This window comes from Streptomyces sp. NBC_01317, from assembly GCF_035961655.1.
Classification (GTDB): domain Bacteria; phylum Actinomycetota; class Actinomycetes; order Streptomycetales; family Streptomycetaceae; genus Streptomyces.
On sequence record NZ_CP108393.1, the window covers coordinates 7631413 to 7644516 of the forward strand.

At 70.5% G+C, this 13104-nt stretch carries 12 protein-coding genes and 1 pseudogene; 9 read left to right on the forward strand and 4 right to left on the reverse strand.

What is annotated here, in order from left to right:
• Nucleotides 1-53: 53 nt before the first annotated feature.
• From OG349_RS32950 to OG349_RS32960, 3 genes are all read left to right on the forward strand, one after another.
• Entirely contained in the window at nucleotides 54-1331 is a 1278-nt protein-coding gene (locus OG349_RS32950; RefSeq protein WP_327238071.1) for an ABC transporter substrate-binding protein, read from the forward strand.
• A 148-nt stretch (nucleotides 1332-1479) separates the two neighbouring features.
• Nucleotides 1480-4284, forward strand: a complete 2805-nt coding sequence (locus OG349_RS32955) for a discoidin domain-containing protein (protein ID WP_327238072.1) — start codon at nucleotides 1480-1482, stop codon at nucleotides 4282-4284.
• Nucleotides 4285-4578: 294 nt separating this feature from the next.
• The gene (locus tag OG349_RS32960) at nucleotides 4579-5370 is read left to right on the forward strand and encodes an MBL fold metallo-hydrolase (protein WP_327238073.1); all 792 of its coding nucleotides are present in this window, start codon (nucleotides 4579-4581) and stop codon (nucleotides 5368-5370) included.
• 26 nt (nucleotides 5371-5396) lie between these two features.
• Here OG349_RS32960 and OG349_RS32965 read toward each other — a convergent pair whose 3' ends face one another.
• Entirely contained in the window at nucleotides 5397-5753 is a 357-nt protein-coding gene (locus tag OG349_RS32965; protein WP_327238074.1) for a PRC-barrel domain-containing protein, read from the reverse strand.
• A gap of 431 nt (nucleotides 5754-6184) precedes the next feature.
• On the opposite strand from OG349_RS32965, the gene OG349_RS32970 reads away from it, so the two are divergent.
• Both OG349_RS32970 and OG349_RS32975 read left to right on the forward strand, forming a co-directional pair.
• Complete coding sequence (locus OG349_RS32970) at nucleotides 6185-7261, forward strand: fatty acid desaturase family protein (protein ID WP_327238075.1); 1077 nt, start codon at nucleotides 6185-6187, stop codon at nucleotides 7259-7261.
• Nucleotides 7262-7399: 138 nt separating this feature from the next.
• A complete protein-coding gene (locus OG349_RS32975; protein WP_327238076.1) occupies nucleotides 7400-7774 on the forward strand; it encodes a BlaI/MecI/CopY family transcriptional regulator in 375 nt (124 codons plus the stop codon).
• 189 nt (nucleotides 7775-7963) lie between these two features.
• On the opposite strand, the pseudogene OG349_RS32980 reads toward OG349_RS32975, so the two are convergent.
• Nucleotides 7964-8371: pseudogene (locus OG349_RS32980) on the reverse strand (hypothetical protein); the annotation flags it as partial.
• 261 nt (nucleotides 8372-8632) lie between these two features.
• Here OG349_RS32980 and OG349_RS32985 point away from each other — a divergent pair.
• On the forward strand, nucleotides 8633-8950 hold the full coding sequence (locus OG349_RS32985) for an ArsR/SmtB family transcription factor (RefSeq protein ID WP_327238077.1): 318 nt from the start codon (nucleotides 8633-8635) through the stop codon (nucleotides 8948-8950).
• Nucleotides 8947-9816, forward strand: a complete 870-nt coding sequence (locus OG349_RS32990) for an SRPBCC family protein (RefSeq protein ID WP_327238078.1) — start codon at nucleotides 8947-8949, stop codon at nucleotides 9814-9816. Before OG349_RS32985 ends, OG349_RS32990 begins: the two co-directional genes overlap by 4 nt.
• A gap of 56 nt (nucleotides 9817-9872) precedes the next feature.
• On the opposite strand, the gene OG349_RS32995 is transcribed toward OG349_RS32990, so the two are convergent.
• Complete coding sequence (locus OG349_RS32995) at nucleotides 9873-10721, reverse strand: helix-turn-helix transcriptional regulator (RefSeq protein WP_327238079.1); 849 nt, start codon at nucleotides 10719-10721, stop codon at nucleotides 9873-9875.
• A gap of 200 nt (nucleotides 10722-10921) precedes the next feature.
• Here OG349_RS32995 and OG349_RS33000 point away from each other — a divergent pair, with 200 nt between their 5' ends.
• A complete protein-coding gene (locus tag OG349_RS33000) occupies nucleotides 10922-11665 on the forward strand; it encodes an SDR family oxidoreductase (protein ID WP_327238080.1) in 744 nt (247 codons plus the stop codon).
• 65 nt (nucleotides 11666-11730) lie between these two features.
• Here OG349_RS33000 and OG349_RS33005 read toward each other — a convergent pair whose 3' ends face one another.
• Nucleotides 11731-12186 (reverse strand): tellurite resistance TerB family protein, encoded by a 456-nt coding sequence (locus tag OG349_RS33005; protein ID WP_327238081.1) that lies wholly within the window; start codon nucleotides 12184-12186, stop codon nucleotides 11731-11733.
• A 229-nt stretch (nucleotides 12187-12415) separates the two neighbouring features.
• Here OG349_RS33005 and OG349_RS33010 point away from each other — a divergent pair, with 229 nt between their 5' ends.
• The gene (locus OG349_RS33010; protein ID WP_327238082.1) at nucleotides 12416-13075 is read left to right on the forward strand and encodes an alpha/beta hydrolase; all 660 of its coding nucleotides are present in this window, start codon (nucleotides 12416-12418) and stop codon (nucleotides 13073-13075) included.
• Nucleotides 13076-13104: the final 29 nt, after the last annotated feature.

A 13104-nucleotide genomic window follows, 5' to 3' on the forward strand; every position in this document is an offset into this window, starting at 1 on the left:
GGCGCACGGCGGCCGGAGCCGGCCGTATCACGTGAAGCATCAAGGAGGACGACATGAAGCGCAGAACTGCCCTCACGGCGGCGGCCACCGGTCTGGTGAGCGCCCTGGCGGTCACGGGCTGCTCCACCAGTGGCACGTCCGGAGGTGGCGGCGGTGGCAGCCTGACCTTCATGACGTTCGAGACGCCGGCGCTCACCGCGACGTTCTGGGACACCTCCATCAAGGAGGCGCAGAAGGCCGTTCCCGAGGTCAGCGTCAAGAAGATCGTGTCGCCGGACGCGGACCGGACCGCGTACGCCAAGCAGTTGCAGGCGTCGGGTCAGTTCCCCGACATCCTCTCGTCCGTCAACCCGAAGGACTTCACGGCGGCCGGGCTCCTCCAGCCGCTCGACCAGAAGTGGCTGGACGCCAACTTCACGGACCCCGACGGCAACCGGATCGACGGCAAGTCGTACATCCCGCCGACCAACTCCCAGATCATCCCGATGGTCTTCTACAACAAGAAGATCTTCGCCGCGCACCACCTCGACGTCCCCACGACGTGGGAGGCGTACCTGAACGTCGTCAAGACCCTCAAGAAGGCCGGTGTCACCCCCGTCGAGATGGCGGGCGGCGAGCCCTGGTCGGCGGCCCTGCCGCTGGCCGGCCTCATCAGCGCCGACGTGCTCGGCGCCGACCCGCAGTGGATCCAGAAGCGCTACAAGGGCGAGGTGAAGTTCACCGACCCCGCGATGACCGGGGCCGTCGGCAAGTACCGGCAGCTCGTCGAGGCCGGGGCCTTCGACAAGGGCGCGCTGAGCGTCAGTTACGCCGACGCCAACAAGCAGTTCCTCGACGGCGGCAGCGCCATGTACCCGATGGGCAGCTGGTTCATCGGCCAGATCCCGGCCGCGGACGCCGCCGACTTCGGTACGTTCCTGCTGCCGAGCAGCACGGGCAGGACCATCGTCCCCTTCAACACCGGCGGGACGACGGCGATCAGCGCGAAGTCCGCCCATGTCGCCGAAGCGACCAAGTTCGCCGAGGCGTGGTCGCTGTCCAAGCCCAACCTCAAGACACTCATCGAGACCGACGGCGCCTTCCCCATGCTGAAGAACGTCCCCTTCGAGGACTTCGGCGCGAAGGTGACCCCCGTCTACACCGAGGGCTTCAAGCTCGTGACCGAGGACAACGCGAAGGTCAGCGCGTTCGGCCAGGTCAACAACGACGACGCGCTGCCGCCCGGTGTCGTCGAGCAGTTCAACGCCCTGTCCCAGAAGCTCTTCACCAGCTCCGATGTCAAGGGGCAGCTCGCCTCGTTCGACGAGAGCTGGGACAAGGCCGCCCAGTAGCGGGAGCCCGCCGGGACGGACGGGCCGCGCCTCGGCACGGCCCCTGATGACATCGTTGTCAGAGCCCCGGACCGGTTGTGGGCCCCCGGCAGTTCAGCACCCCCCGATTGTCCAGCACCCAGCACCCCCGACTCAAAGGAGAGCCGCGATGGGGCAGAAGAGAACAACACGGAGGGCGATCCGCGCACTGCGACGGATACGCGGATACGCGGTGGTGGCGGCGCTCGCCGTCGCCGCACCGCTGGTCGTCCCCGGTACGGCGGTGGCGGCGGGACCGCCCACGGCCGCACAGCAGTGGGACACACTGAAGGCCAAACTGACCGGCATCAAAGGCGTCTGGACCGACCAGAGCTACGCGGGCGCCGTGTCCAACACCATGCCGAACACGGCCCTGTTGGGCAACGGCGATGTCGGTGTGACCTCGGCGGGCAGCACGGGCGTCAAAACGTTCCTCGTCTCCAAGGGGGACTTCTGGAACGCCAACCCCACACCCAGGCCCGCCCCCATCGGCGGCGTGACCCTCACCGGCACCGCCGCGCAGCCCACCGGGAACCTCGCCCTCGGCGCCCGCGCCACCGCGAGCAGCACCGAGGGGTCCTTCACCCCCGACCGCGCCGTCAACGGCCAGTGGACCAACGGCTACGAGGGCTGGGTGTCCCAGGTCGGCAAGCCGCAGTGGATCACTCTCGACCTCGGCGCCGTCAAGAGCGTCGCCCGCTACGTCGTACGCAACGACAACGCGGCACGCCCGGGCAACGCCGCCTTCAACACCAAGAACGTGGCCTTCCAGACCAGTTCCGACGGCACCACCTGGAACAGCGTCGACACGGTCACCAACAACACCGCCGACGTGATCGACCGTACGGTCTCCGCCGTCTCGACCCGCTACGTCCGGCTGAACATCACCGAGCCCACCCAGAGCACCACACCCGACTCGACACAGAACCCGCGCGCCAGGATCGGCCAGATCGAGCTGTACGCGCAGGGCGGCACCACACCTCCGCCCACCGCGCCGTTCCGCGAGGAACAGAACATCGTGGACGGCACGGTCACCACGTCGATGTCGCTGGGCAACACCCCGGTGTCGATGAAGACCTGGCTCGCCGCCGACCGTAACGTCCTGGTCACCTCGGTCACCTCGACCGGCACCCAGCCGGTGCAGCTCCAGGCGTCCACCTACGCCGGGGCGACCACCCCCAACTCCGCCTACAGCAACTCCGCGGGCGTCGACGGCCAGGTCATGTGGGCCGAACGCGCCACCGCGTCCGGCAGCCGCTGGGTCTCGCGGGGCGCGCTGGCCACCACCGTCCTCGGCGCGAGCGCCGTCCAGCCCCCGACCGTCTCGGGCGCGACGGCCAGGACCGTCTTCACCCTCCCGGCCGGCGCGACGGTCCGGCTGGTCACCCAGATCGGCGGCGGCGGACAGAACCCGGCCGCCCCGCACAACGACGCGGTGACACAGGTCCGTACCCACACCGCCGCCTCACTGGCGACGCTGGACACCCAGCGCGCCGAGTGGTGGAAGACCTACTGGATGCAGTCCGGTGTCGAACTGGGCGACGCCGTCCTGGAGAAGTACTACTACGCCGCCCAGTACTTCATCGGGGCCGCCAGCCGGGCCGGGAAAACGGCCCCCGCCCTCTACGGGATCTGGACCACCACCGACAACCCGCAGTTCAACGGCGACTACCACCTGAACTACAACGCGCAGGGGCCGATCTACGGCGTCTACTCCAGCAACCGGCCGGAGCTGTCACTGCCGTTCCACGAGACGATCCTCGCGTACGTGCCCGAGGCGCAGCGCCGGGCCAAGCAGGACCTGAACCGGGTGAAGCCCGACTACATCAGCCGTCGCTTCCCCAGCGGCGGCGTGCCGGCCGGGGTGCTCTTCCCCGTGGGCATCGGCCCGTACGGTACGACCACCGACGACCAGTACCACCAGCAGGTGTCCAACTCCCTCTTCTCCGCCTCGCAGTTCGTCGCGTACTACGAGTACACCCAGGACACCGACTTCCTCAGGAACAAGGCGTACCCCTTCCTCAGCCAGGTCGCGTCGTTCTTCGAGAGCTACCTGGAGCGCGACTCCGCGGGGCGCTACTCCCTGTGGAGCGGACCGCACGAGGGCACGTGGGGCCAGAACTCCTCCGCGGACCTGGGACTGTTGAAGCAGACCCTGTCCACCCTGATCGCGGCCAGCCAGAAGCTGAACGTCGACGCCGGGCGCCGCGCCACCTGGCAGACCATCCTCGACAACCTCCCGGCGCAGCCGACCACGGTGTTCAACGGGAAGACGGTGTACTCCCTGGTCAGCCCCGGCACCATGCAGGGGTCCGACACCCGTGACATCCACCCCGGCGACAACACGATCAACCTCGAATTCATCCAGCCCGCCGACCAGCTCGGCGTCAACTCCGACCCCGCGAAGCTGCGGACCGGCGTCGACACCGTCGACGCGATGAACTCCTGGGGCCAGGACAACAGCTTCCCCAAGGTGTTCGCCCAGGCGGCCAGGGTCGGTTACCCGGCGCAGTCGCTCATCGACAAGTTCAAGCAGGTCATCACCTCCCGCATCGCACCCAACCTGCGGATCGCCGACCCCTCCCACGGCATCGAGAAGTCCGGGGCGACCGAAGCGGTCAACAGCATGCTGGTCCAGAGCGACCAGGGGATCATCAGCCTCTTCCCGGTCTGGCCCGCGGGCAAGAACGCGAGCTTCTGGCAGCTGCGCCAGAAGGGCGCGTTTGTCGTGTCGAGCGCGAAGCAGGCCGACCGCGTCGGCTACGTCGACGTGCAGGCCAAGGCCGGCGGCACGCTCAAGCTGAAGAACCCGTGGGGGAGCGGCACGTTCACCGTGACCAACACGAGCGGCGCCGCGGTGCCGTTCACCACGGCGAACGGGGTGATCTCCGTCCAGACGACCGCCGGGCAGACGTACCACATCCTCCCGGCCTGATCCCACACCGCACCACAGCGGAACCACCGAACCACCGAACCACCGGGCCCCGGAAGGCAGTACGCCTCCCGGGGCCCGGTCGTGCGGCGCGCGCGACACCGTGCACACCAGGACGAGAAGTCAGCACGCTGAGCAGATCCGGACGTGTGTACCGCTGCGAGCATCCACGGAGGCCCCCGGGGGCCCGCGCCGGTCGCACCCGGACCGGCGAGGACAGCGGACGAGGAGCGTTCGACGGGCCCCCATACCCGTTCACCCGCCCCGCCGACGAGTGGTGCAGAGGATCGACGCGAGATGACGAACGTACGCATCACCCACGTCGGCGGTCCCACGGCGCTGATCGAGTTCGACGGCTGGCGGCTCCTGACCGACCCCGCGTTCGACGCCCCCGGCCACAAGTACCCCTTCGGCCGGGGGATGTCGGCGCGCAAGACGACCGGGCCGTCGATCGGCGTCGCCGACCTGCCGCCCATCGACGCCGTGCTGCTCAGCCACGACCAGCACCCCGACAACCTCGACACCACCGGACGGGGGGTGCTCGCGTCCGCCGGTGTGGTCGTCACCACCCGCTCCTGCGCCCGGCGACTGCGCAGAACCGTGCACGGACTGCGTCCTTGGGGCACCACGACGCTGGAAGGCCCGGGGCGCCCGCCGATCGAGATCACCGCCACGCCCTGCCGCCACGGCCCCCCGCTGTCGGGACGGCTGTCCGGCGAGGTGACCGGCTTCTCCCTGCGCTGGACCGGTCAGCGCCACGGCGAGCTGTGGATCTCCGGCGACACCGTGCTCTACCGGGGGGTACGGGAGATCGCGCGGCGCCTCGACGTCGGTACGGCACTTCTCCACCTGGGCGGTGCCCGGCACCCCGCGACCGGTCCCGCACGCCACTCCATGACCGCCGCGGACGCCGTACAACTGTGCGGGCTGCTGCGCCCGCACACCACCGTGCCCGTGCACTACGAGGGCTGGTCGCACTTCCGGCAGGGCAGGATCGCGGTGGCGCGGGAGTTCTCCCACGCGCCGCCCGAGGTCCGTACGTCCCTGACCTGGCTCTCGCCGGGGGCCGCCACTCAGATCACCGTATGAACCGCGATCATCCCCGGCGGGGACCGTCAGCGACGGCCCAGGCGGCGCTCGCCGCCCGCGCCCGTCTTGTACGGCAGCCCGTAGTGCGAGAAGACCCGCGGCTCGTCCTCGGCCAGCAGTTCGCCGTCGGCGTCGATCCACGGCGTCTCCCTGGCCAGCTTCTTGTCCCAGGGGACCTTCAGATAGCCGGGGCCGACCGTGGCGTCGGCCAGCGGCACGAAGACCAGCCGGCGCTTCATGGGCATGCCGATGGTCACGGTCGCGAACGACGGGGCGTCGGTCGCCGTGTCGACGTACACCGCTTCGAGCGTGCCGATCTTCTTCTTGTCCGCGTCGACCACGTCGTGGCCCCGCCATTCCCGGATGTCATCAGCCTCGAACACGAGTGATCCGCCTTCTCGTCCAGCGCTCGTCCAGTGGTGCCGCAAAGGTCGTTCCTGTACCGAATACCCGCTATTCGCGGGCCCGCACCCGGCCGCGACCCCGGACCGCCCGATCGGGTCTGTACCCGCCTGCCCGCCGGCCGGCCGGTTACACTGGCCCCAAGACGCCTCAGACCCCGGCTTCCCGCTGTCCCCGGACCCGGGCAGCAGTACTCGTCGCGTCACCGCAGTGGACCTTGGACCGCACCCAGCAGACAGCGCGCTGTGTGATCCCGCTGCTCACCTGTTCCCGGTCGGCAGCAGAAGCACGTCCCTGCGATCTCCCGTGGAACATCCGCGGCTGTACGTCCCCGTGCATCCACCGAGCCACCCTGCCTGCGGTCATCACGTCGGCACAAGGCGGTCGTGAACGACCCGAAAGGCGTGGCTGAATGTCCGTCCACACCACTGGTGAACCCACCGTCGTGCAACAGCGGGGGGAGAGCGGCACCGCCGGCAGTGACTTCTCCCGGCTCTCCAAGGCGATCACGGCGGCCGGCCTGATGCGTCGCAGGCCCTGGTACTACGCGGTGAGGATGTCGCTCGTCGCCCTGTCGTACGGCGCGGCCTGGGCCGTCTTCGCCGTCGTCGGGAACAGCTGGTGGACGCTGGCCGTGGCCGCGCTCCTCGCGGTCGTCTTCGGCCAGGTCGCGCTCGTCGCCCACGACGTCGGGCACCGCCAGGTGTTCCGGCTGCGCAAGGCGAGCGAGCGCACCGGCCGGATCGCCGGCAACCTGGGCATCGGCATGGGCTACGGCTGGTGGCAGGACAAGCACTCCCGGCACCACGCCAACCCGAACCACGAAGAACTGGACCCGGACGTCAACCCCGACATCTTCGTGTGGTCCCAGGCGCAGGCGCGCGAGGCGACCGGGCTGCCCAAGTTCATCGGCCGCCTCCAGGCGTACCTGTTCTTCCCCCTGCTGACGCTCGAAGGCTTCAACCTGCATGTCGCGGGGGTACGGGCGCTCGCCGACCGCACGCTCAAGCAGCGCAGGAAGGAAGGCTTCCTGCTCTTCGCGCACTTCGCCCTCTACCTGGGCGCGCTGTTCGTCGTCCTGCCCCCCGGCAAGGCCGTGCTGTTCCTCGTCGTGCACCAGTGCCTGTTCGGCCTCTACCTGGGCTCCATCTTCGCGCCCAACCACAAGGGCATGCCCACGCTGACCGGTGAGGACCGCCCCGACTTCCTGCGGCGCCAGGTCCTCACCTCGCGCAACGTGCGCGGCGGCTGGTTCACCGACCTCGTGCTGGGCGGGCTGAACTACCAGATCGAGCACCACCTGTTCCCGAGCATGCCCAGCCCGCACCTGCGCAAGGCGCAGCCGATCGTCGCCCGCTTCTGCCAGGAGCACAACATCGGCTATCTGGAGACCGGGCTGATCAACTCCTACCGGCAGGCGCTCAAGAGCCTGCACGACGCGGGAGCGCCCCTGCGGGCGGCGGCCGCGGCGCCGGGGCCCCAGGGCTGACCGGCCGGAGCCGGCGTCCACCGGTCGCGTGCGCTTGTCCCTCCCGGTCCGGCGCACTGATGGGCTCGCACTGATTGACTACAGTGTCGTAGACCGTCTGCTGTCGCGGGTGGGCGAGGAACCGGGAGGAGCGTCCCCATGGGCGACGAGAGCGCGGAACGCCGGCCGGCCGGTGAGCTGGAGGCCGAGGTGCTGGCCGCCCTGTGGGCGGCGGGGGAGCCGCTCACGCCTGGCGGGGTCCGGAAGGCCCTCGGGGTACCGCTGGCCCGCACCACGGTCACCACGATCCTCTCCCGGCTCCATGAGAAGGGCACCGTCGGCAGGACCCGGTCGGGGCGTGGCTACGCGTACGCCCCGACCGAGGACGCTCCCGGGCTGACCGCCCGCAGGATGCACTCCGAGCTGGCGAAGGACGAGGACCGCGGCGCGGTCCTCGCCCGCTTCGTCTCCCAGCTCAACGACGAGGACGAGCGGCTGCTGCGCGCGCTGCTCGACGACGGGGAAGCCGGCTGATCCCGCCGCCCCCGCCCCCGCCGCCGCGCGGCCGTTCGTACCGTCAATCGTGTGGTCCCGCACCCCCGTTCAACCACCTCCGCCGAGCGGTCCGCCCAACCGCACGGTGTCCGCGGCGGGTTCGCCCGCATTCCACCACACGCCCGCCGCGCTTTTCCCGACACCCTCCCGGCGGGCGGGCCCCGGCATTGCCCCCGGGTTGATGAGAACCGGAATCGCGCGGTCCATTCTCATGGCGTCCACCGATTCCGCGAGCAGTTCGTATTCGGTGGTGTCGTCGTGCGTGGCGACTCGAATGAGCCGCCCCGCGGCCAAATGTTCACCGACGATATTCTGATGGGTCACATCGTCCCGCCAGGCGCGCAGTGTATGCGGTACGTCCGGCACGCTCGGTCCGACCGGAGTGAGCGCGGAGGCGGGGAAATGATCGCTCTCGGGACTCGGGTCGAGCCGCTCGGCGATCCAGGTGGCCCGGTCCCGCAACCACCACAGTGCAAGAGTCAGAGTGGGTGCGCGATAGGTGCCTAGGGGTACGCCGACACGCTCGCCGCCGCAGACCCCGTATGCGGTGACATGGCACAGGAATTCGTCATGCACGGCCGCTCTCCTCGCGCCGTTCTGTGGAGGCCGGAGGCCTGGTCGTTGGTGTTTCGCAGTGACGCTGTACGGTGTCTCGCAGGGCGATTCCCGGGAGAGCCTGTCATTGATCCGTGGTCGCCCAACTTGCCATTATGTTCATTTCTGATGTGCAGTCACCACGTTGTTCTGGCCAGAGTTCGGGTGAATTCCCCGACGTGATGGCCGAAATTCTCAGCCGATCGCCCGCGGGTTATATAGCCGATGGGCTATGTTCGCCGAATGCCCATACCGTTCGACGTTCTCGCGGACCCGAGCCGCCGGAGGATTCTCGATCTCCTGCTGGAGCGCCCGCACCTGGTGGGCGAGTTGACCGAGCGGCTCGGGCTGAGCCAGCCGGGCACCTCCAAGCACCTGCGGGTGCTGCGGGAGGCCGGGCTCGTCCGGGTCAGGCAGGACGCCCAGCGGCGGTGGTACGCACTCCGGTACGAACCCCTCGCGGAACTCGACTCCTGGCTCCACCAGTACCGGCACCTGTGGTCCGGCGCGCTCGGCGCGCTCGAACGGCATCTCGACGCGACAGAGGACACCTCCCCATGAACACGACCCCGTGGCCCGACTCCCTCACCACGACCGACGACGGCAGGTCCGTCCTGCGGATGGAGCGCCGGCTCCCGCACCCCCCGGAGCGCGTCTGGGCGGCGATCACCGAACCGGCGAGCCTCGGGCAGTGGTTCCCCGCCGAGGTCTCGGTGGAGCCGCGCCTGGGCGGTGCGATGACGTTCCGCTTCCCGGGCCCCGGTCCCGGTGCCGAGGGGCCGCGGATGACCGGCGAGGTCACCGGCTTCGACGCGCCCCGCGTCTTCGCGTACACGTGGGGGAGCGAACACCTGAGCTGGACCGTCACCCCGGACGGGGACGGGTCGTCGCTGACGCTGGTGCACACCTTCGACGACCGGGCGGGCGCGGCGAGTTTCGCCTCGGGCTGGCAGTTGTGCGTCACCGCGCTGGGCCGGCTGCTCGACGGTGAGCCGGGCGCGGTGGGCCGTGACACGGGCGAGCTGCACGAGTCGTACGTGCGTCAGTTCGACCTGGAGCGCGGGGTCGCCGAGGCCGTGCCGGGCGGCCGGCGGGTGCGATTCGAGCGGCAGTTGGTACGGCCGGCCGAGACCGTATGGGAGATCCTGTCGGCGGGCATCGAGCCGGTGGCGGGGCTGCCCGTGCCGGAGGGCTTCACGGCGGAGAAGGTCCCGGCGGGACCGGTCACCGAGGTGCGGGCGCCCAGGTCGCTCACGTACACCTGGCAGGCGGACGGGACGGTCGACTGGGAGCTGACCGAGGGGACGGGCCACGGCGCCCGCCTCGTGCTCACCCAGACGGGCCCGGAGGACTTCGACACGACCGCGGCCTCGGCGGCCTGGCAGACCCGGATCGAGGAGCTGGCGGCGCGGCTGGTGGAGGCCTGAGGGCGGGCGCGGGCTGCGGGCTCGGCTGCTACGTCAGCCGCGCCGTGCCGGGTACGTCAGGCGTGACGCGGTCCCGGCCCGCGCGCGTGGCCGACGGCGTGCAGGGAGCCGAGCAGGGCGAGTGAGTCGGCGTCCGCGGTGCCCGGCTCGGCGGTGCCGACCAGGAGGTACTGTCCCGGCGCGCCCTGGACGTCGAAGGTCTGGTACGTCAACTCGATCCTGCCGACGTCCGGATGGTTGAACACCTTGGACTTGCGGCCGAGGGCGCTGACGCGGTGATCGCGCCACAGTGCGGCGAACTCCTCGCTGCCCGCGAGGAGTTCCTCGACCGTCTCGGCGATCCCCGGATCGCTCCTGTGGTGTCCCGCGCCCAGCCGCAGCGCCTCGACCGTGTCCCGCGCCACGGTGTCCCAGTCGGCGAACAGCTCCCGGGCGGCGGGGTCGCGGAACAGGGAGCGGACCATGCGGCGGGGGTCCGCGAGCGGGGAGAGCAGCGCGTCGGCGAGGGCGTTCGAGGCGAGGACGTCCAGGCGGCGGTCGATGACGTACGCCACAGCGGTGGGGAAGTTGTCCATGAGCCCCAGCAGCGCGGGGTCCACCTCGTCGGGGCTGCCGGGCGCCTCCGGTTTCGGTACGAGGCCCGCGAGCCGGTAGGCGTGCCAGCGTGCGTCCGTGTCGAGGCGCAGGGCCTGGGCGAGGGCGTCGATCACCGGGCCGGACGGGCTTCTCTCCCGGCCCTGCTCCAGGCGGGCGTAGTAGTCGGCGCTGACGCCCGCCAGGACGGCGACCTCCTCGCGGCGCAGCCCGGCGACGCGCCGGGACCCGGAACGGGCCATGCCCACGTCCTCCGGGGTCAGCCGGGCCCGCCGTGCCCGCAGGAACTCGCCCAGCTCATAGCCGCTCATCCACAAATTCTACGTCGGCGGGGTTCCGCCGCCCGGGTCCCGTGATCCGGTTCGCCGCCCGGTCCCGCCGCCCAGTCAGGGAGTGGCACACCCAGGAAGTCCCGCCCTGCCTTTCCGGCCCGGTCCGGCGCACGCTGGTGGTGGCGGTCCACCGCCGCCCCCTCCCGCCTCCCCGCCCCACCCTCACCGAACGGGTTCTCATGACTGTCGCGTCCACCACCCCCACCAGCAAGGTCGTCCTGATCACCGGAGCGAGCAGCGGAATCGGCGAGGCCGCGGCCCGGCGGCTGGCCGCCGCGGGCCACCGGGTGTTCCTCGGCGCCCGGCGGACCGGGCTCGTCGCCACCGTCGCCAAGGACATCGAGGCCGCCGGGGGCGTCGCGGGCCACCACGCTCTGGACGTGACCGACCGCGAGAGCATGGGCGCCTTCGTACGGGCGGCACGGGAGCGGTACGGGCGGGTCGACGTCCTCGTCAACAACGCGGGTGTGATGCCGCTGTCGATGCTGGAGGCGCTGAAGGTCGACGAGTGGGACCGCATGATCGACGTCAATCTGCGCGGGGTGCTGTACGGCATCGCGGCCGTGCTACCCCTCATGCGAGAACAGTGCTCGGGGCACATCGTGAACGTCGCCTCGGTCTCCGGCCACCGCGTCGATCCCACCGCGGCCGTCTACAGCGCCACCAAATTCGCGGTCCGGGCGGTCTCGGAGGGGCTGCGGCAGGAGAGCCGTGACGTGCGTGTCACGGTGATCACGCCCGGCCTGATCAGCAGCGAACTGACCGACGGCATCACCGACACCGGCGTACGGGGGGCGGTCGAGGGGATGATGGAGATCGCGATCCCCGCCTCGGCCGTGGGCGAGGCGATCGCCTACGCCGTCGGCCAGCCCGCCGACGTCGACGTCAGCGAAATGGTCATCAGGCCGACGGCCCAGGGCTGAGCGACGGTCCGACGCACCTCGCGGGGCGGCGCGCCGCCGCCCCGCCGAGGTCGGTGCCGGTCGGCTCAGAGGTCGAACTCGTGCGGCGCCAGGTCCAGCGCGAAGCAGGCCTCACGCACGACCGCCTGCTCGTCCTTGTCGAAGTCCCCGTCGGCGCCCCCGATGACGATGCCGATCTGGATGACCGCGCGCGCCTCGGCCGGCTTCTTCTTCGCCTTGCCGATCTCCTGGAGAATGCCGACCTTGCCGAACGCGAAGTCCGCCGCGAGCTTGTCCAGGGCGGCGTCGAAGCGGCGCTGGAGATCCGCCGCCGGGAAGTTCTGAAGCACCTCGTTGCTCGCGATCAGCGACGCGACCCGCTGGCGCTCGGACGGGTCGACGGAGCCGTCCGCCGCGGCGACCAGGGCACACATCGCCATGCTGGCATCGCGGAACGCACCGCTCTTGAGGTCGTTCTTCTTCGCCGTGAGCTGCGTCTGCATCGTCGCGGCGGATTCCTTGAAGCGGTCCCACAGAGCCATGGCGCCATCTCTCCTCGTGTGTCGTCTACACCTGTCCGGTCAACGTCCGGGGTGCCTGGGGCGTGCCCGCCGAACGGGTGACGTTGTGCGACGGAGGGCACTGCTTGAAGCTTCAATGACGAGGCGTAGTGTGCTGGGGGGTGCGGGACCGCCTCGTGCGTCCGGCCGGAGCCCGCGCACGCCCGTGCGCGCCGGGCCGCCCCGTACAAGGACGAGAAGAGCCGCCGCCATGTCCCACGCAGAACAGTCCCCGGTGTCCCCCCTGGTCGTCCGCTGGTCGCGCGCGGAGGGTGACCGGGACGATACGCCGCTGCTCCTGGCGCTGCACGGCCGGGGCTCCGACGAGCGGGCCTTCTCCGGGATCGCCCCGTACCTCCCCGACGACCTCACCGTCGCCTTCGTCCGCGGCCCCATCGCGGAAGGCGGTGGCTACGCGTGGTTCACCAACCGGGGGATCGGACGGCCCGTCGCCCAGTCGATCGCCGACTCCACCAGACAGGTTCTCGACTGGCTCGACACGGTGGCCGCCCGGCACACCTCGGTGAGCGTGCTCGGTTTCTCCGGCGGCATGGCGATGGCGGGCGGGCTCCTGCTCGCCCGGCCGGAACGTTTCTCCTCCGCCGTGCTGCTCTCCGGCACCCTGCCCTGGGACGCCGGACTGCCCACCGAGCCCGGCCGGCTGGCCGGGGTACGGATCCTGTGGGGGCGCGACGACGCCGACACCGTGATCCCGGCGGACCTGGTGGCCCGTACGGGGGAGTGGCTGCGCGAGAAGTCCGGCGCCGACCTGGCGGAACGGGTCTACCCGGCCCTCGGCCACGCCATCGGCGAAGGCGAACTGAACGACATCCATACTTTCCTGGCGGAGGCGGGCAACCGGCCTTCGTGAGCACTGTCATCCCCTGCACCTGGAGCCTT

Coding starts and splice junctions, on each gene's coding strand:
- OG349_RS33000 (WP_327238080.1), top strand. CDS start 10,922: ATGACTGTCGCGTCCACCACCCCCACCAGCAAGGTCGTCCTGATCACC.
- OG349_RS32975 (WP_327238076.1), top strand. CDS start 7,400: ATGGGCGACGAGAGCGCGGAACGCCGGCCGGCCGGTGAGCTGGAGGCC.
- OG349_RS32985 (WP_327238077.1), top strand. CDS start 8,633: ATGCCCATACCGTTCGACGTTCTCGCGGACCCGAGCCGCCGGAGGATT.
- OG349_RS33010 (WP_327238082.1), top strand. CDS start 12,416: ATGTCCCACGCAGAACAGTCCCCGGTGTCCCCCCTGGTCGTCCGCTGG.
- OG349_RS32955 (WP_327238072.1), top strand. CDS start 1,480: ATGGGGCAGAAGAGAACAACACGGAGGGCGATCCGCGCACTGCGACGG.
- OG349_RS33005 (WP_327238081.1), bottom strand. CDS start 12,186: ATGGCTCTGTGGGACCGCTTCAAGGAATCCGCCGCGACGATGCAGACG.
- OG349_RS32950 (WP_327238071.1), top strand. CDS start 54: ATGAAGCGCAGAACTGCCCTCACGGCGGCGGCCACCGGTCTGGTGAGC.
- OG349_RS32995 (WP_327238079.1), bottom strand. CDS start 10,721: ATGAGCGGCTATGAGCTGGGCGAGTTCCTGCGGGCACGGCGGGCCCGG.
- OG349_RS32990 (WP_327238078.1), top strand. CDS start 8,947: ATGAACACGACCCCGTGGCCCGACTCCCTCACCACGACCGACGACGGC.
- OG349_RS32970 (WP_327238075.1), top strand. CDS start 6,185: ATGTCCGTCCACACCACTGGTGAACCCACCGTCGTGCAACAGCGGGGG.
- OG349_RS32960 (WP_327238073.1), top strand. CDS start 4,579: ATGACGAACGTACGCATCACCCACGTCGGCGGTCCCACGGCGCTGATC.